Source organism: Aneurinibacillus terranovensis DSM 18919 (assembly GCF_000430625.1).
Taxonomy (GTDB): Bacteria; Bacillota; Bacilli; order Aneurinibacillales; family Aneurinibacillaceae; genus Aneurinibacillus_B; species Aneurinibacillus_B terranovensis.
Genome location: NZ_AUMJ01000016.1, coordinates 25,994 through 44,276, shown reverse-complemented (window position 1 = coordinate 44,276; position 18,283 = coordinate 25,994). Strand labels below are relative to the sequence as shown.

General features: G+C 42.0%; 13 protein-coding genes, 4 pseudogenes and 1 riboswitch. Of the genes and pseudogenes, 14 read left to right on the top strand and 3 right to left on the bottom strand.

Annotated elements, in window-relative coordinates; genetic code table 11:
* The first annotated feature begins 272 nt into the window (after positions 1-272).
* A complete protein-coding gene (locus H525_RS0103290) occupies positions 273-1,721 on the top strand; it encodes an APC family permease (RefSeq protein WP_027415017.1) in 1,449 nt (482 codons plus the stop codon).
* 184 nt (positions 1,722-1,905) lie between these two features.
* On the opposite strand, the gene H525_RS22635 is transcribed toward H525_RS0103290, so the two are convergent.
* Positions 1,906-2,553 (bottom strand): DsbA family oxidoreductase, encoded by a 648-nt coding sequence (locus tag H525_RS22635; RefSeq protein ID WP_081413202.1) that lies wholly within the window; start codon positions 2,551-2,553, stop codon positions 1,906-1,908.
* A gap of 272 nt (positions 2,554-2,825) precedes the next feature.
* Here H525_RS22635 and H525_RS0103280 point away from each other — a divergent pair, with 272 nt between their 5' ends.
* The 3 genes and pseudogenes from H525_RS0103280 to H525_RS28395 all read left to right on the top strand — a co-directional run.
* The gene (locus H525_RS0103280) at positions 2,826-3,485 is read left to right on the top strand and encodes a haloacid dehalogenase type II (RefSeq protein ID WP_211236964.1); all 660 of its coding nucleotides are present in this window, start codon (positions 2,826-2,828) and stop codon (positions 3,483-3,485) included.
* A gap of 67 nt (positions 3,486-3,552) precedes the next feature.
* Positions 3,553-3,867, top strand: a complete 315-nt coding sequence (locus tag H525_RS29265) for a transposase family protein (protein WP_081413201.1) — start codon at positions 3,553-3,555, stop codon at positions 3,865-3,867.
* Positions 3,858-4,226, top strand: a pseudogene (locus H525_RS28395) (alanine dehydrogenase); the annotation flags it as partial. The gene H525_RS29265 and the pseudogene H525_RS28395, both read left to right, overlap by 10 nt.
* A gap of 767 nt (positions 4,227-4,993) precedes the next feature.
* Here the strand turns inward: H525_RS28395 and H525_RS0103270 are convergent.
* Positions 4,994-5,938, bottom strand: a complete 945-nt coding sequence (locus H525_RS0103270; RefSeq protein WP_425387638.1) for a tyrosine-type recombinase/integrase — start codon at positions 5,936-5,938, stop codon at positions 4,994-4,996.
* A 109-nt stretch (positions 5,939-6,047) separates the two neighbouring features.
* Positions 6,048-6,146: riboswitch (cyclic di-GMP riboswitch) on the top strand.
* 69 nt (positions 6,147-6,215) lie between these two features.
* On the opposite strand from H525_RS0103270, the gene H525_RS0103265 reads away from it, so the two are divergent.
* The 9 genes and pseudogenes from H525_RS0103265 to H525_RS0103220 form a co-directional block, all read left to right on the top strand.
* Positions 6,216-6,683 carry a chemotaxis protein CheX gene (locus tag H525_RS0103265; protein WP_081413210.1) on the top strand — a complete coding sequence of 156 codons (468 nt, stop codon included), beginning with the start codon at positions 6,216-6,218 and terminating at the stop codon, positions 6,681-6,683.
* Between the two features lie 42 nt (positions 6,684-6,725).
* On the top strand, positions 6,726-7,166 hold the full coding sequence (locus H525_RS0103260) for a chemotaxis protein CheW (protein ID WP_027415012.1): 441 nt from the start codon (positions 6,726-6,728) through the stop codon (positions 7,164-7,166).
* A gap of 59 nt (positions 7,167-7,225) precedes the next feature.
* Positions 7,226-8,824: a methyl-accepting chemotaxis protein gene (locus H525_RS0103255; protein WP_027415011.1), complete on the top strand. Its 1,599-nt coding sequence runs from the start codon at positions 7,226-7,228 to the stop codon at positions 8,822-8,824.
* 73 nt (positions 8,825-8,897) lie between these two features.
* Positions 8,898-9,323, top strand: a complete 426-nt coding sequence (locus H525_RS0103250) for a chemotaxis protein CheW (protein WP_027415010.1) — start codon at positions 8,898-8,900, stop codon at positions 9,321-9,323.
* Between the two features lie 12 nt (positions 9,324-9,335).
* Positions 9,336-11,375: a chemotaxis protein CheA gene (locus H525_RS0103245; protein ID WP_027415009.1), complete on the top strand. Its 2,040-nt coding sequence runs from the start codon at positions 9,336-9,338 to the stop codon at positions 11,373-11,375.
* Positions 11,376-11,463: 88 nt separating this feature from the next.
* Positions 11,464-14,763, top strand: a complete 3,300-nt coding sequence (locus H525_RS22630; protein ID WP_051330767.1) for a bifunctional diguanylate cyclase/phosphodiesterase — start codon at positions 11,464-11,466, stop codon at positions 14,761-14,763.
* A 217-nt stretch (positions 14,764-14,980) separates the two neighbouring features.
* A pseudogene (locus H525_RS22625) lies at positions 14,981-15,339 on the top strand (response regulator).
* Between the two features lie 182 nt (positions 15,340-15,521).
* Positions 15,522-16,312 (top strand): annotated as a pseudogene (locus tag H525_RS22620) (CheR family methyltransferase).
* 13 nt (positions 16,313-16,325) lie between these two features.
* Positions 16,326-16,532 (top strand): annotated as a pseudogene (locus H525_RS0103220) (response regulator); the annotation flags it as partial.
* 232 nt (positions 16,533-16,764) lie between these two features.
* Here H525_RS0103220 and H525_RS0103215 read toward each other — a convergent pair.
* On the bottom strand, positions 16,765-17,106 hold the full coding sequence (locus tag H525_RS0103215; RefSeq protein WP_027415007.1) for a hypothetical protein: 342 nt from the start codon (positions 17,104-17,106) through the stop codon (positions 16,765-16,767).
* A gap of 559 nt (positions 17,107-17,665) precedes the next feature.
* Here H525_RS0103215 and H525_RS0103210 point away from each other — a divergent pair.
* Complete coding sequence (locus tag H525_RS0103210; protein ID WP_027415006.1) at positions 17,666-17,941, top strand: hypothetical protein; 276 nt, start codon at positions 17,666-17,668, stop codon at positions 17,939-17,941.
* Positions 17,942-18,283: the final 342 nt, after the last annotated feature.

The following is an 18,283-nucleotide window of genomic DNA, read 5'->3' as shown; positions in this document are numbered from 1 at the left end:
AATGGCTTTTGTTTTGTAGCGTACGGAATGCGAATCAAAACTAAACTTTCTAAAGGAAAAGAGCACGTTACCCTTGTAAATTAACAGAATAATTTGACTAATGAGTGATTAGAGGGCGTTTGCGACAAGATAGGCAATACTCTTTTCGAAGCTGTGGATGGACGCGAGTTATAAAGATTACAACATATTGAAAGCGCTTAAATAAATGAGAATTATAGAAATTTAATGATTGCTTAAAAACGGAATAATTTATTTTTGGGAGGGGTCATACGATGGTTGAGAATAATGTGAGTTTGGCTTCGAACGAATCGAGCTTGTCGAATTCCACTATAGATATTTCCCAATTTGGCTATCAGCAGGAATTAAAGAGAACTATGAACGTCTGGCATCTAACTGCCTTTGGCCTAAACTACATGGTTCCTATCGCCCCGGCTATCATTTTTGGTTTTTTGCTGCAGACTTCAGGAGGAACGGTTGCGCTTCCTTATTTATTGGCAGGGCTTGCGATGTTTCTTACAGCTCTCAGTTATGGTGTAATGGTAAGGAATTTTCCGTTAGCAGGATCTGTGTATAATTATGTAGGAAGGGGATGGAGCCCACACCTTGGATTTATTGCAGGCTGGACTTTAACGTTAGACTATATTTTAATCCCGACAGTAACCGCTGCGAGTTCAGCCATTTATGCCCAACAGTTGTTTCCGGGTATCCCTTATTGGGCATTATTGGCCTTTTTCTCGATTGGAATGGGAATTTTAAATTTGTTTGGCGTGGAGCTTCTTTCAAAAATGGGGCTTTGGCTATTAGTGATTGGGGAGTTTGTGGTTTGGGTTTCCTTCATCGTGTGGGGAAAAGCGGTCTACAATGGAATGGGAACGGGTACATTAATCAGCTCAGAACCATTTCATTTTAAAGACCTTTCCAGCCTCACTGCAGCCACATCATTAGCTGTTTTTAGCTATTTGGGGTTTGACGCCATAACCACTTTGGCAGAAGAAACGAATCATCCCAAGCGGGACATTCCAAAGGCTATCTATTGGTCGGTCGGTGTAGGGGCATTGACAATGTTTCTGAGCGGGTACTTCGGCATGCTTGTCATTCCTGATTGGGAGAAGTATATCAGTGACAACAATTGGGTAAACACAACTCTTTTTCAAGTTTCCAAGAAGACAGGCGGTGATTTGTTCAGCGTCTTCTTCACTGCAGGATATTTAACGGAATTGGGAGTTTTCAATCTTGTGGCGACCGCTGCCGGTGCTCGTCTCTTATATGGAATGGGACGGGATACCTTACTGCCGAAATCCATTTTCGCCAAAATTAATAAGCGTTGGCATACCCCTCATTGGAATATTATCATCATCGTTGCCATTGAATTTATCCTAGGGTTTTCTCAAAGCATTGATACATTGTCCAATCTAGTTAACTATGGGGCACTTTTTGGATTTGGTACACTGAATTTAGCTGTTATATGGCTTTATTACGTGAAGAAGAAAGGGCGTTCACCTTTAAGCGAGGGGGACCAAGCGAATTGGAAACCTACTGGATGGCGAAATATCCGCTATTTACTCATACCAATTCTTGGTTTTGTAACCATTGTCTATGTATGGTTAAGCATGGATCATTTGGCCCTGATTATCGGTACAATCTGGCTGATTCTTGGCACCGTATTCCTGGCCATAAAAACCAAGGGTTTCAGGAAGCTCCCACCACATCTTGATTTGTAATCTTGTGAAGGATGAAAACAAAATACGGGTCATTTTCAATAGAAATCTCTCAATGGATTGATTGGCCCGTATTTAGTTTTCTTTTTTACTTGAGCGTTTTGTATAAATTTTGCTCTTAGACCCGCAAGACTCTTTTGATCATAAAAAGTCGTATATTTTATTTCTGAAGAAGTAACACCTGTTTCTAATCACATCCATCGATACCACAAGCCATTCCTTCAACAAAGCTATTCTTTTGTTTTTCAATCTCCTCATTAATTACTTGCTTCAATGTCTCTTCGCTATATAAACCAGGTAATACCCTGTCGCCAATAATAAAGGTAGGAACAGCCGTAATCTTTGCTCCCTCATAGGCGTGATGTAATGCTTTCTGGTGAACCTCTTTGTATTTCCGAGTTTCCAATGTTTTCCTAAATCCTTCCCCGTTTAAACCAACTTCTATTGCAAGTTCAGTAAGAACATCAATATCTCCGATATCCTTTTCTTCTTGAAAAAATGCCTTCATGATTCGATGATTATAAGCATTTGCTTTACCGTGTTCTTTAGCAAATTGAAATCCTTCAAAAGCCAAGTGCGTGTAAGGTTGAGGTGATACTCTTGGCAATACCATGTTTACTCCAAAGCGTTTTGCTGTTGGGTAAACATTATTTATCCAAGCGTTTTGTAAATAATCCTCTTCTAGTTTTAACGTTGGATTAGGATATGGACGTAATTCAAAAGGCATCCATTCGACTTCCACATCTTTTCCTTTAATCGCTTCTTGAAGCGGAACCTCCGCTATAAAACAATAGGGTCAAACATAATCAGAATAAACACGAATTTTTAAGCTCATTTATTTTTTCCTCCAATAGAAAAGTCATATACTTTAATATAGCATATCCAATAAAAGAAGAGCGTGATTTAAGAAAATTATGTAAATAAATGTTGGATGCAAGAAAGCGAATCTTATGGTTAAATAATGGTGATTAAGCTTAAAATGATAATATATGTTATGGGAAACATTAGAATGTAGATTGTAAAAGGAGGTTCTTTTTTATCAATTGGACGCTTCTATCCATATGAGTATAATGATAAAGGATAAATTAGTAAGCGGGAGGAATCATTTTGACAATTAAAGCTATCATTTTTGATGCTTACGGAACATTATTTGATGTACATACTGTGGTAGATAAATGTGAACAGTTTTTCCCTGGTAAGGGGAGGAAAATTAGTGAGATATGGAGGCAAAAACAATTAGAGTATACTTGGCTTCGCTCATTAATGGGGCGTTATGAAGACTTTTGGAGCGTGACCCATGATGCGTTAATATTTGCACTTAAGGAATTAAAAGTAGATTTGAATGAACAAATACACATGACCCTCCTAGACCAATATTTACGATTAAACCCTTATCCTGAAGTCCCAAACGCTTTAGAAAAACTTAAAAATAGAAAGTTGGCTATTCTCTCCAATGGTTCAACTGACATGCTAAACACCGTAGTTGAAAATGCAGGCCTCTCCCATGTTTTCACTCATGTGATTAGTGTGGATGAATTAAAAATTTATAAGCCTTTTATGGGGGTGTATCAATTAGGTGTGGCAAAATTATGGGTCAATAAAGAAGAAACATTATTTATAACTTCAAACCCCTGGGATGCATCTGGAGCTAAAACATTCGGTTTTCAAGTTTGTTGGATAAATCGCTTTAATAAACAATTTGATGAGTTAGGCGTGCAACCAAACATGATATTAAAAAATTTGGATCAATTAGTGGATAGGCTTTAATTTAAATAAAAACCAGGATTTCTCATGAATTAGAAATGTACCAGGCAGTTTTACAACTTGAATATCCATGGTATGTCATTCGTTTATTTATTTGGATTTTGACCGCAAGAGTACATTTACATGTGGAACATGTGGTTCGAAGAACCAGCCCTTTCATGACATTGTTGTGAAAGAACGCTTATGGCGACATCTTGATTTTTGGCAATATAAATCATTTATTCATGCTCCACTCCCACGCGTGAAATGTGGAAAGTGTGAAAAACAAGACCTTTCTAATGTAAAGAAAGTAGCCATTGATGAAACATCATCCAAACGTGGTCATCAATATGTTAGTCTTGTTGTCGATATTGAGAAACGAAACGTCATTTATGTAATCGAGTAGGTGTAACGCCAGCGGGTTTAACAACTTTTAAAAACAATGGATATGAAGTATGGATTGAAACAGGTGCTGGTTTAGGTAGTGGGTTTACAGATTATATAGCTGCCGGAGCAAAGATTGTTTCTTCAGCGAAAGAAGCATGGTCCGCTGAGATGGTAATAAAGGTTAAAGAGCCTATTTCTGAAGAATATGAATATTTTCGTGAAGGTTTAATTCTTTATACCTATCTACACCTTGCTCCAAAGCCTGAACTCACCGAGGCTCTTGTAAATGAAAAGGTCATTGCAATTGCTTATGAAACCATTCAATTAGATAATAGATCCCTTCCTTTGTTGACTCCGATGAGTGAAGTTGCTGGTCGTAAACTTAGTTCAAGCGATGTTAGCCACATTAATTATTTTATTGAACAAAAAATATCGTTGGTCACCGAATTAATTGACAAACATAATGAATTTAAAACAGGTAATTTGGAGCAAATCAAGAAGACCATGAAGCAATTTGCTGAAGTCGACAAAGATGTAGAAAATTACTCGTATACCGATAAGAATGGAATTAATACTAGCGTTGAAGGTGTAAGCAACAATGTTTCGAACCGGGAATATTTTGTTCAGACCAGAGATACCAAAAAACCTTTTATCAGCGATAGGCTCGTTAATGTAAAAACTGACAAAAACATCATTGTGATTGCAGTCCCTATATTGGATGAGGTGAATGATTATATTGGTGAGATAAGAGAGGAGTTGGAGGTAGCCAACAACATTTTTGAGTTTGAAAAAGCATCCGATCTTAAAGCAGAAATCAGGATGATTCTTGAGAAATTATCGAGTAGAAAGACAAAAAAACAGATCAGTTAATTCATTTAAAAATGCAATTAGGTTTAGTACATCATGTACTAAGCCTTTTTGTTTTGATCTTACATACACTAGAAACATTAACCACTATGATATTTCGAATAAATCTGTCATAATAAAAAATTGTCCGTTGAAGGAAGGGGATATGGATAACACTCGCGAAAAAATCATGTCGTACAATGCAGGTTGTTCGACATAATTTCCTATTATTCATCGACTTTTTACAAATATATATTATTTTATCACATAGTTGGTAAAGTTACAATAATTCCTTTATTCTACTGTTTCATAATTTCTTTTAAGCAGTCTTCGACATAATCGGGGGCTGCTTTTTTCATCTGCTCTACCGTATGAAGATAGCGTTGGGTGGTATTAATTTGAGAATGTCCCAGATTCTCCTGGACCTGTTGTAATGAAGCGCCATAAAGCAAAGCGAGTGTGGCGTTGGTGTGTCTAAGCCAATGCGGAGTCACTTTTTTACCCAATTTGCTGTGTTCACGCGCTTCCTGAATAATTCGCTCGACTTGCCTGGTTGTCAGAGGAAATAGTCGTTGATTTATTCGAGCCTTTTTTTGCTGGGAAAATAACCTATATTCATTAACCATACTCCATAATGTTTCCGGCACCTTGACTTCACGTTGTTTTCCTCCTTTTCCATCCACTATAGTCAACCAGATGGATCTTTCGGAAGGATCTGTATGAAAATCTTCCCAACGAATTGAAGTCAGTTCCGATACTCTTAGTCCTAATAAAATCAATGTTAATCCGATAAGATAGTCGCGGATTCCCTGAGTTCTTAGCTGATTTAACAAACTAATTACTTCGCTTTTGGTTAGATAATTTTTTTTGCTGTTGACTGATATTTTAGGAGTCCGCACAGATGTTGTAGGATTTTTGTCAAAAATGCCGATATTAGGATCACTCCCCCATTTATATAGGGAACGTAATGGAGCGATAAGACTCGCCACGGTGGCGGGAGCTTGAGGTTTGGAATTTTTGCTGCAAAATCCTTGGACTAAGCCAATCTTATACACTTCTAACTCTCTCCAAGTAACTTCTCGCAGAGATTTTAAGCCAATAAAACTTCTAAATTGATCAATAGCCCTTTTATAATTCCGTAATGTATATTTCGAACCATCGCATGTTGCCAGAAACATGTTGATAATTTGTTCATCGGTATAATCCCTATTTGTTTCAACAGGATTAGAAAGCTCAATTTCCATAGTTTTTAGGTGCATAGGTTAATTTTCCTCCCTTTTTTACGAACAACCTGCATTGTACGAAATATGTTTGGTTTTCAATAAGCCATTTCAACCATAGTCCAAAATTCACAAGAGAAAAAGGCACACCTATTGAAAAATAGGGTCGCAAAGCCATAGGGGATACAATGTTTTCTGAACAGAAATGTTATGCAAGCCGCCGGTTGCCGAAATTAAGAAGGATATTCTCCTATTTCGGGAGGATTTTTTATTTATTCCACACAAACAGAGGTGGTTTCGAATGAAACTCATGTATATAAACCCATTTCTAGAATCTACAAGTTATATTTTTGGACAATTTCAGTTGTCTTGTCAAGTTGGAAATCCTATCCTTCAAGAAACCCCTTTTTCCGGTAAAGAAATTTTAACGGTGGTTGGTGTGACGGGGGAAATACGGGGGCAAATCGATTTGGGAATACCCATGGCCAGTGCTTTAAAAATTGTTTCGAAGATGATGGGAGGGGTCGATGTTCCAAGTTTTGATTCTATGGCTCAAAGTGCGATATGTGAGCTGAGCAACATGATTTGCGGTAATGCCATAACCCGTTTTTCAAAAGAAGGGATCTTATTGGACATTACTCCGCCCACTTTGATTTTAGGGAATAAGATGGAAGTGGCTGCGGTTAAAATGCGAGTACTATCGATTCCGGTTTTGATCGAGGGGATGGAATCTTTGGAAATGAATATTGTACTAGAAGAAAAGAAATGAAATGAATATCACAAGTATAGTTTGCAGAAAGGAGGTGGTGTAATGAGCCAGACGAATGAACAATACATTGTGTTTGTTGTCAATAACAGTTTATATGGAATTCCTATTCATGAAGTTTCAGAAATCATCCGAATACAGACGGTGAATTGGATTCCGAATTCACGCGAGGAGTTTTTAGGAATTTTTCATCTTCGGGATAAAGTGATTCCTGTGATTAGTCTTCGTAGGATCTTATCGGAGACCGAGAAAGAACTGGATTCCAAAACCCGCATCATTGTCATACATAGCGGCGGCAAACAGATCGGGATTGCGGTCGATGAAGTGGACCAGGTAATGTTCTTGCCGCAGCAGCATATCAGTCCTCCGCCCCACTCCCGGAATGGATGGATGACAGGAGTGTATCATCATCAAGAAACGATTATCGCTCTGCTAAATTTGGATTCATTGCTTGGGAATATCGATGTGAATCAAGTTTTGGTGTAATCTTTTTCACGAAAAAGTGATTTTAGATTTGCAAAAACTAAAGAATGAGGTGTCTGATTGTGAAATGGTTTTATAATTTAAAAACGGCTGTGAAACTAATATCTGCATTCGTCATTATGGCGATCATTATGGCTTTTGTCGGATTCTACGGACTATCAAATATGGGAAAATTGAATGCCAGTCTGGATGATATGTATAATAAGAGGCTTACACCCATAAGCAATATCAAAGATATACAAAGTTTGTACGAACAAATGAGAGTAAACATATTGAGTATGCATTATGTTTATACAACCAAAAAAGAAAAAGATGATGTATTGGCAAAAACGGAAGGACTTAAAAAAGAGATTGACGATAAAATAGCTGCTTACGGAAATCAAACCTTCGCACATAAAGAACATGAAGAATTATATAAAAAGATTGAAACTTCGTGGCAAGCATATATGAAATCTTTTAATCAGGCGACTCAATTAAGTTTGGAAGGTAAAGATACAGAATTTTCAGCTTTTCTCCTAAATGGAGATTACGTAAAGGCCAGGGATGAATTGAACAAGGCTTTACAGGATTTAATCGATTTCAATACCAAGAGTGCAGAACAGGCAGAGATTGACGGAAAAGCCCAATATTCTTCCAACTTTACCATCACCATTGTGATCGTCATCGTTTCATTGCTGCTCAGCATTGGTTTCGGCTACTTTATCTCCCAAATCATTGCACGCCCATTGAATCGTGTGGTTGGATTGGTTGGCAAGGTGGCTAACGGGGATTTAAGAGAAACAACGGATATCAATACAAAAGACGAAATTGGTCAGTTGGCCAAATCAATCAACGACATGGTGCTGAGTTTGCGCAAAACCGTCGGCGGAATCCTGGCTTCAGCTGAAAGCGTCTCTGCCGCATCGCAGCAAATTTCGGCCAGCACCGAGGAGATTGCCAGCGGCAGCACAAGCCAGGCCAATGCCGCTCAAACGATGAACGAGTTGTTTAAAGAATTATCTACCGCTATTAATTCAGTTGCCCGGAGTGCGGAGCAGGCGTCGGAATTGTCCAATAAAACCATGACGATTGCGCAAGATGGCGGTAAGGTGGTCCGTTCCTCCATTGACGGTATGAATCTGGTCAATCAACAGATGTCCCGGTTGGAAGAAGATTCGAACAAAATCGGGGAAATTATTGAAGTCATTGACGATATCGCCGATCAGACGAATCTGCTCGCCTTGAATGCGGCTATTGAAGCGGCGCGGGCCGGGGGTCAAGGCCGCGGGTTTGCGGTCGTTGCGGATGAAGTGCGCAAGCTGGCCGAACGCAGCAGCGAAGCGACCAAGCAAATCACCTCCATTATCAAAGGGATGCAGGAGAATACCCAGCAAAGCGTAAAAGCGGTGGGAGAAGGCGTCGCATCGTCGCAAAAAACCGGAGAAGCGTTTGAGAATATCATTATGATGGTCAATGAATCTGCCCGAAAGGTAACCGAAATCGCCGCCGCCAGCGAGGAACAAGCCGCTCAATCCTCCGAGGTGATGGCTTCGATCGAAAGCATCTCGGCGGTTACGGAAGAAGCGGCGGCCAGCAGCGAGGAAACCGCATCAACGGCCCAGTCGCTGGCCCAACTGGCCGAGGAACTGAACAACGCTGTATCCACCTTTAAAATTAACTAGCTTTATCAGGATAATATAACCCCATTCTAAGCAGATTGGGGTTTCCCTATAGAACAGGAAAGAAGGTGAACATATGGAAGCAACGCAGCAGGATCAATACATTGAGGTCGGTATTGGAAAAGAAAGATACGCGCTGAGGATTTACGACATTCATGAAATTATCAAGATGCAGGACATAACCGAGATCCCGAACAGCAAGCCTTATGTGAAAGGAGTCATTAACTTGCGTGGCAAAATTGTGCCGATTATCAGTCTGCGAAATCGATTCGGCTTGGCGGAAGAATCCTATACGAAGTCGACCCGCATCGTGGTGGTGAATCATTCGGATGAAATGGTAGGCATTGTGGTCGATCGGGTGAATCAAGTGACGACCTTTTCGGACATCCAGCCCCCTCCGGAGCGTATTGGCAGCGTACGCGGTTCCTATTTCACAGGCATCGGACGCACCGAAACCGGCTTGGTCAGCGTATTGAAGCTGGATCAGGTACTTCATGAATAGGGGGTGAAAACGATGGATTCATCATATTTATCCGAGTTGACAGGGGTATTTATAGACGAAGTGGAAGATCAGCTGCAAACCATGGATCAGGAAATATTGAAGCTGGAGCAAGCCGGAGAGTCGGAAGAAACGATTCAGAGCCTGTTCCGGGCAGTTCATACGCTGAAAGGCTCTTCCGCAGCGATGGGCTTTGAAGAGATGAAGCAGTTGACGCATGAAATGGAGCATATTTTGGATCAGGTGCGCAACCATCGTTTGCGGGTGACGAAAACGATGATCAATCTATTATTTAAATGTTTGGATCATCTGCGGATGTTGAAAGAAGAGTTTGTGGCAGGTGCATGCATATCCTCCACCGAGATCAGCCCGTTAGTGAACGAACTGCAGCGCTTTGCTGTCGATTCGGAAGATCATCCGGCGGAACGAAAAGAAGCCGTTCATGAGTCCCGTTCTCTTTCCATAGGGAGTTTAGAAGTATTATTAAAAGTTCAAGAAGCGCAAGAACAAGGTTTGCGCGTTCTCGACATTCATGTTTGGCTTGTTCCGGATTGCCCGATGAAATCGGCCCGTGCTTGGATTATCCTTAATCAGCTGGATTCATGGGGAGACGTCCTGCAAACCGTCCCTTCCCTCGAAGATCTCGGAGAGGAGGAAGCCTCATCTTTGGAAGAACTTCAATTTCTGCTGGCTTGCCGGGCTGAGACATCGCTGGTGAAGGGTGCCTTGCTTTCCATAATGGATATTGCCGATGCAGAGATTGCACTCTTTACGCCTAAAGAGGAAAGCCAATCCGAGACGGCTGCTGCCGCATCCGTCATGCCTAAGCGAACGGAGAAACAGACGGCTATCGAAGAAGGGAAACGGAAAACACAGACGATCCGGGTGGACGTGGAACGGTTGGAGCTTCTGATGAATTTGGTGGGAGAACTGGTTATTGACCAAACCCGGATCAGTCAGGTCGGGAATGTTTTGCATCACCGCTATACGTCCGATGAAAATGTGGATGAACTTGGACAAATTTCCGATCATGTTTCCCGGGTCATCGGTGAACTGCAGGAGAGCGTCATGAAAGTGCGAATGCTTCCGATCGAGCAGTTGTTCAACCGTTTTCCCCGGATGATCCGGGATTTGGCCCAATCGTTAAACAAAGAAATCGATCTGAGCATTGAAGGGCGTGAAACCGAACTGGATCGTACGGTCATTGAAGAAATTGGCGATCCGCTTATTCATTTAATTCGCAATGCGGTCGACCACGGCATCGAGCCTATGGAGGAACGAAAGCGTACAGGGAAACCTCCCAAAGGCCAACTGCGGATTACCGCCGCACACGAAGAAAACCTGGTGGTCATCACGGTAGAAGACGATGGCGCCGGCATCGATCCCGACAAAATAAGGAGATCGGCCCTTAGTAAAGGAATCATTTCGGAAGAAGAATACAAGAAACTATCCGATCAAGAAGCGATCTACTTGATTTTCCGTCCTGGTTTCTCTACTGCGTCATCCGTAAGCGACGTTTCCGGCCGGGGAGTCGGAATGGATATCGTGCGCAATCATATCGAGAAACTGAACGGTGTGATCGACATTGAGACCAAGCTGGGAGAAGGAACCCGATTTAAGATTAAACTACCGTTAACATTAGCGATTATTACCGGACTTTTAATCAAGTTAAACGGAAGAACATTCATCCTGCCGATGAGCAGTGTAGTGGAGATTGTTCGTATGCCGCCGGAGGCCATCCAAACGATAAAGGGAGATTCGGTGGTTGTGATCCGGGAACGGGTGCTGCCGGTTGTTTGGCTGCATGATTATTTCCATATTCCCCGGATGCGGCAGAAAAAGAAACAGCAGCCGATTGTCGTTGTAGGCACGGCAGAAAAGCGAATCGCTTTGGTCGTCGATGAACTGATGGGCAATCAGGAAATCGTCGTGAAATCGTTGGGAGCATATGTATGCAAAATTGACTGCATATCGGGAGCTACGATTCTGGGAGACGGCCGGGTTGCGTTAATCTTGGAAGTGGCGGGGATCGGCAAAATGACCCACCGTGTGTAACATCATACAAAAATACAGGACGGTAGTGAACATGTTTGATTTAACTTGCGAGTGATTTTTGTAAGAGTGATGAAAGGCGGTTCATCAGATGGTTCATGCTACTTTCGAAATTTCGGATTTTGATGCCGTACATTTACAAAGCCCTGTTCATCCCAGTACGCTGCGCCAGACAGCTTGGATTACGTTTATACTGATGGCGGGCATTCTGCTGGTCTACATCATGCAACCTCCGTTAACTTTATTAGAAGGTTCACCCATCGCCGTTTTTTTGCATAATTCGATGGAGGGAATTGGCATTGTCGTGGCTTTCATGGTGTACGGCATCGGCTGGCATGCCTATAGCGGGAAGCGGACAGGCAATACGGTTCTGCTCGCCTGTGCCTTCTTGGGCGTAGGGCTGATTGACTTTGCCCATATATTATCGTATCCGGGCACGCCGGATTTTGTTACGCCAAGCAGTCCTGAAAAAGCAATCGATTTTTGGTTGGCGGCGCGATTTCTTGCAAGTGCGGCACTGCTAAGCATCGTGCTGCTGCACGGGAAACCTTTTAATTCAGCGTATACCCGATATGTACACCTGCTTGGCAGTTTCACTTTTACCGCACTTGTCTATTGGGTCGTATTGTTTCATGATGACATAGTACCAGAAACCTTCGTCGCGGGTAAAGGACTTACCCCGTTTAAAATGAGTGCAGAGTACTTTATTATCGCTATCCACGGGGTGACGGCCCTTCTTCTTATGACGAAATCACGCAAGTCGCAGTCCTTTCATGCAAGCCATTTGCTGACTGCTGTCACCATCATGATGCTTAGTGAACTTTGTTTTACGCTGTTTGCCAGTGTGACTGACGTTTTCTTTTTTCTTGGTCACGCTTATAAAATTTTGGCTTATATGTTCATTTATCGGGCGGTGTTTGTAGAACATGTGCATAAGCCCTTTGTGTTATTGTATAAGTCTGAACAAACACTGCTTAAAAACAGAGAGTGGCTTACCACAACGCTGACAAGTGTAAGCGATGCCGTGATTTCGACAGATGTGAACGGGATTGTTACATTCATGAATCCTGCTGCGGAAAAGTTAACTCAGTGTAAATTGGCGGATGCGGCAGGGAAAGAGGTTAGAGAAGTGTTCCAAATTACCAGTGAACCGCATTCCGTATTTGAGGTTCTATGTGAAGGGGCCGAAAGCCTTCAAATGGTTGATACGGTTTTGATCACCCGAAGTGGAGTGGAAATCCCCATAGAAACGAGTGCTGCGCCTATTCAACATGGAAAAGGGAACAGACTGGGTGTTGTTCTGGTTTTCCGTGATGTTACTGCCCGCAAACAAGCAGAGGATGTCCAAAACAGATTGATTGCCATCCTGGAAAAAATACCGGATTTCGTAGCTACTGCCGATATAGAAGGACGTGCCCTTTACTACAACGATGCGGCCAGGGAAATGCTCGGCATCGACAAGTGCGAAGATATTTCCAGTATTACGATTCCCGATACCCACCCTGAGTGGGCAGGCAGACTCGTCCTGAGCGAAGGGCTGCCTACTGCGGCAAGAGACGGGGTATGGTCCGGTGAAACAGCTTTTTTAAGCCGCGACGGAAGAGAAATTCCCGTTTCCCAGATCGTCCTTTCGCATAAGAAGGCAGACGGAACTATTGAGTATTTTTCCACGATTGCACGCGATTTGACGGAGATGAAACAATTTGAAAACAAGCAGCGTCTTGCATCCCAAGTGTTTGACAATATTACCGAAGGGATCATGGTCACGGATCGGGAAGGTACGATCCTATTCGTTAACCCTGCTTTCAGTGTAGTGACGGGATACAGTGAGGAGGAAGTGATCGGCAATAACCCGCGCATCTTAAGTTCCGGATTGCATCAAACTGAATTTTACAAAGAGATGTGGGCGGCGTTACATGAAACTGGACGATGGAAGGGAGAAATCTGGAATCGCAACAAAAAGCAGGAGATATATTTGGTAGAGATCAGCATCACTACTGTAAAAGATGATCTGGGAGAAGCGATGCATTACGTCGGTGTGTTCGAAGACATCACCTTGCGAAAGCAGATGGAGTCGAAAATTCAATATCAGGCGTACCATGATATGCTGACCGGCCTGCCTAACCGAGTCCTCTTCAATGATCGGCTCGATCAGGCGATTGACCACTCCAGCTGCAACAACAAGAAGTTAGCGGTGATGTTTATCGATTTGGACCAGTTTAAACGGATCAATGCCATGTTTGGACACTGTATCGGCGATGACTTGTTGCAGGCTGTTGCGGAGTGTTTGAAACGTTGTATTCGCGAAAGCGATACGATAGCCCGTTTTGGCGGGGACGAATTCATGATTCTTCTTCCGGAGGTCTTTCATGAGCAGGATGCCGTTACCGTTGCGGAAAAAATAATTGAAGCGCTGAGGCAACCTTTGATGCTGGGGGATCGTGAACTTTTTATTTCTTCAAGCATTGGAATCAGCGTATATCCTGCAGACGGCAACGATTCGAAAACGTTGATCAAAAATGCCGATACAGCGATGTACCACGCCAAGAAACAGGGCAGAAACAACTACCAGTTGTACCGTTCACTCATGAATGATGATGAAGCATTCGAACGTCTAACGCTGGAAAACAGTTTACGTAAAGCCCTTCAAAAAGATGAATTTCTCGTCTACTACCAGCCGCAGATTAACCTCCATACAGGGGAAATCATCGGCATGGAAGCTTTGGTACGTTGGCAGAACCCTGAACTGGGCATGGTGCCTCCGGTAAAATTCATCCCCCTCGCGGAAGATACGGGCCTTATTATCCCTCTTGGCGAGTGGGTGTTGAGGGCAGCATGCACTCAAAATAAAGCATGGCAGCTTGCAGGATATCCGCCCATTCGCGTCGCGGTAAATCTCTCCATGTTGCAGTTTAAACAGTCGGATATGGTGGGAACGATTGTTCGTGTGCTGCAGGAGACAGGACTTGACCCCCGCTATCTGGAAGTGGAAATTACAGAAAGTATGTTAATGGAAAATCCTGATGCTACTCTAGGTACGCTTAAGCAATTGAAAGCGATCGGAATTCGTATCTCGCTTGACGATTTCGGCACAGGTTATTCTTCGTTAAACTATTTAAAACGCCTCTCGATTGATACGTTGAAAATTGACCAATCATTTGTACGTGACATTGCAACCGATGCGGATGACAGAGCGATTGTGAACTCCATCATTCATCTGGCGCACAGCATGAATCTGAGGGTAATTGCCGAAGGTGTGGAAACGACGGAACAGTTGAACTTTTTACGCTCCCATCAGTGTGATGAAATACAGGGTTATTTAATTGGTTATCCTTTACCGGCTGGAGAGTTTGTCCATCTGATGAGAACCGGATTCCAGTATAGCGGTTAAAAAGAAGTGGTTTTTATGTACAGAAGACCTAAGGAATGCTATGATTATTGTCCAATTGTCCATGAGCAGCTAAGATGAGGGATTCAACAATCATAACCTTGTTTGTGAGCCGTGGTTAGAAAACTGTGTATGCTTGCGAAACTGCAGCGGGTTCGGTAAAATGACAACCCGTGTATAACGTCATACAAAAACACAGGACGGGAGTGAAAGTATAAGAATGAGGGTTCTGATTGTGGATGATGCCGCTTTTATGCTGATATGATGCTTCGCAAAATATTGGAATTGGCGGGACATGAAGTGGTGGGTGAAGCGGTAGACGGCAACGATGCCGTTTCCAAATATAACGAACTCAAACCGGAACTGGTGACGATGGATATAACGATGCCGAATAAAGATGGAATTGAGGCAACAAAAGACATACGGGCCATCGATCCCAAAGCGAAGATCCTGATGACGTCAGCCATGGGGCAGGAAGCGATGGTGAAAGAGGCTTTTCTCTCCGGCGCCTTTGATTTTATAGTCAAGCCGGTAGACGAGCCCCGATTTTTGACCGCTGTTGCGAAGGCATCAGGATAGAACAGGATGGGTTGGATTTAGGGGCAGAGAAGATTGGCTTCGCTCTTGAACAAAACAGTATGGAGCTTCGCCATATTTCACAGGATATTTACAAGATTCTGGATTTGGTGGAGCTGACATCGGAGTGGAAGAAGAACTTATACATAACGTTACAATGAATGATTGAAAGGCGGTACCATCCTATGATTACCTCCATAGATTTGGATCAGGACTTCACGCAATTTATCCAAAGATTAAAATCCAAAACAGAAATTGATTTGGCTTTATATAAAGAGGGTCAGATGCGGCGTAGGTTGAACAGCTTGAAAGAGAAGAGGGGCTTTCGGTCGTTTCTCGACTTTTTTCAGGCGATGATCAAAAATCCGGAATTGTTCGATGATTTTTTGGATCGGATGCTCATCAATGTGTCGGAATTTTTTCGGAACCCCAAAAGGTGGGAAGTCCTTGAAAAACAAGTCATTCCGGGAATTCTTGCCAGAAACGGACGGATCAAATGCTGGAGCGCGGCTTGTTCGACGGGGGAAGAGCCGTACAGTTTGGTCATGGCGCTCTCCTCCTTCCTGAATTTGCGGGAAATCCAGGTACTTGCCACGGATATTGACCAAAATGCGATTGAGAAGGCGAAAGGAGGAAAATACCAGGCGCAGTCCGTGAAAGATTTGCCGAAACCATATCTCAACAAATTTTTTGCAGTTCGTGACCAGCAATACGTGATTTCGGACGAAGTAAAAAGATGCGTTAATTCAAACGTCATAATCTATTGGCCGACTCGTTCGAACAATACTTCGATCTGATTATTTGCCGCAATGTCCTCATTTATTTTACTGATGAAGCGAAGGAAGCTCTGTTCGCGAAATTCAGCAAGTCCTTAAAAAAGGCGGTTATTTTTTTTATCAGGGGAACGGAACAAATCTTTCATCCGCAAAAATATCAGTTGGAACCGGTAGACACCTTTTTTTACAGAAAAGTATAGAGGAAGCGATGCGGTGTTGAAAACAAAAGTGCTCGTGGTGGACGATACCGTTTTTATGCGGAAACTTATTTCTCGATTGATCGAAGAAGATGCATCATTACAGGTGATAGGTACAGCCCGAAACGGTTTGGAAGCGATAAAAATGGTCAAGGAACTTCATCCTCATGTCGTGACTTTGGATATTGAAATGCCGGAAATGAACGGACTGGAAGCATTGAAGAAGCGCAAACGCCACTAGCCACTTTGTTGCCTTTGAGTAGAAACAAAACCGCAAACAAAACGAGACCGAAGTTCGGATTAGAACATATACATATCGCAAAAGATGGGCTCAAGACAAAGGTATTTGATCAATTTCAAGTGCTGCAACTTTTAAGAATAGGGAAAAGAATGATTGGTGAATAGAGCAGCTAACTGAATTACCGACCTTTCGTATTCTAGAGTCGCTGTTTTGGTTAATATATCTTGGCCAAATAAAAGTATACGTTATTGTCCTTATCATAAACATATGTATACATGAACTGTCCTTTATCTTTGGAGACAAGCTTCCCTAACTTTCCATAGAACACATCATCCCCTTGGGTCGGAGTTTGATAACCCAGCCCGACTACAATGTCATTCTGTTTTTTGTCTATATATAATAAGTCTTCGCCATTCTGCCAGGTACCGCCGTAAAGTTTGAAAAATTCAGCATACGTAAGCGGCTTTGATACCTGTGGTTTACTAGTTGATGCTTTCTTTTTCACGACGTGGCTGGATGCTGTTACAAAGCTGGTTGAAGAAGAAGCCAAAATCATGGTCCCGATAATGCTGTTGTTACAAATCCTCTCCTTTTTATTACTATCCCTACAAGATGTCTATTAATATAGTGATTGCAGACATTTTGATATGTCCAAAGGCCTGCCATTCACAAAAGGCATTTCAATTTTTCTAGGTGTTATTGCTTACTAGTTTTCGCAGGCTGCCTAGGAGAACCTTCAGTTATTTATTAATAGAAAATTTCGTATTTTATTCTGTGAAAATTTAATATATAAGTGTGAAGGGATATCTTGGCAACTGTGTAGCTAGTGCTAAATTGTTATGATATTTATATACAAATCTAAGGGTTCATATTTCGGATGGTAATGTTTATAATCGTTACTGTATTTTTTATAATATAGTCCCCGAACAAAATGTGGTATTATTTTTCTATACTTAAATTTAATGAATCGTGAAATTGAAAAATCGTTAAGACGAGTTAAATGTTTGAAGGAAGCGTTGTGCTATTTTCACATGGGAATAGCTACGCTGTTGAGTTTCAGAACGAAAAAATGCAAATGAAAGCATAGTTCGGGCTTAAATAAGGGGGGGCTAGCCATGAGTGAAGATGTACTACAGCGGTTATTTAAAATGGTTGGCAAGCATAATGAGATGATGCAAAAAAATAATGAGATGGTGCAAGCTGTTTTGGTTAAGGTTGACAAATTAGCAGAAGATGTAAGCGAGTTAAAAGGACAAGTCAGTCGCATAGAAGGGCGATTCGATAAGTTAGAAAACAATATGCTTTCTTTAGACGCGAAAGTACGTGTTGTAAATCGTTATGTTAGCGAGTTGAACTTAGAAGTAGATGTATTAAAGGAAACTAAACAATAGGAGGGACAGCTTAAGTTCCTAAACATTCCAACGTCTCAGGGCTTGCTCTGAACGTTTTTTTATATTGAAGGGGAGACCCGCATGGGTTTGTATTATATCATGTCAGAGACATGACCTATGCAGTTCGAGTAATTAACTGGTAATTAATCACCGATCCTGGAATTGTCCATAATATTTCAAAAAATATCAGAAAAACCACTTGACTTTTCGGGATGACCCCCCTCTGTTAGGATAGATGTCGTACGATACTTTAGTGTTATAGTTAAGTAAATAACACGGAGGTCGATCAATATGACAGGGAAAAATAGAGTACGATATTCGCAGGAACAAAAAGAATCCATT

Bases quoted from the DNA above. Each gene is read 5' to 3' on its own strand.
- H525_RS0103290 (WP_027415017.1), top strand. From the start codon at position 273: ATGGTTGAGAATAATGTGAGTTTGGCTTCGAACGAATCGAGCTTGTCG.
- H525_RS29265 (WP_081413201.1), top strand. From the start codon at position 3,553: ATGGTATGTCATTCGTTTATTTATTTGGATTTTGACCGCAAGAGTACA.
- H525_RS0103270 (WP_425387638.1), bottom strand. From the start codon at position 5,938: ATGGAAATTGAGCTTTCTAATCCTGTTGAAACAAATAGGGATTATACC.
- H525_RS0103265 (WP_081413210.1), top strand. From the start codon at position 6,216: ATGAAACTCATGTATATAAACCCATTTCTAGAATCTACAAGTTATATT.
- H525_RS0103260 (WP_027415012.1), top strand. From the start codon at position 6,726: ATGAGCCAGACGAATGAACAATACATTGTGTTTGTTGTCAATAACAGT.
- H525_RS0103250 (WP_027415010.1), top strand. From the start codon at position 8,898: ATGGAAGCAACGCAGCAGGATCAATACATTGAGGTCGGTATTGGAAAA.
- H525_RS0103245 (WP_027415009.1), top strand. From the start codon at position 9,336: ATGGATTCATCATATTTATCCGAGTTGACAGGGGTATTTATAGACGAA.
- H525_RS22630 (WP_051330767.1), top strand. From the start codon at position 11,464: ATGGTTCATGCTACTTTCGAAATTTCGGATTTTGATGCCGTACATTTA.
- H525_RS0103215 (WP_027415007.1), bottom strand. From the start codon at position 17,106: ATGATTTTGGCTTCTTCTTCAACCAGCTTTGTAACAGCATCCAGCCAC.
- H525_RS0103210 (WP_027415006.1), top strand. From the start codon at position 17,666: ATGAGTGAAGATGTACTACAGCGGTTATTTAAAATGGTTGGCAAGCAT.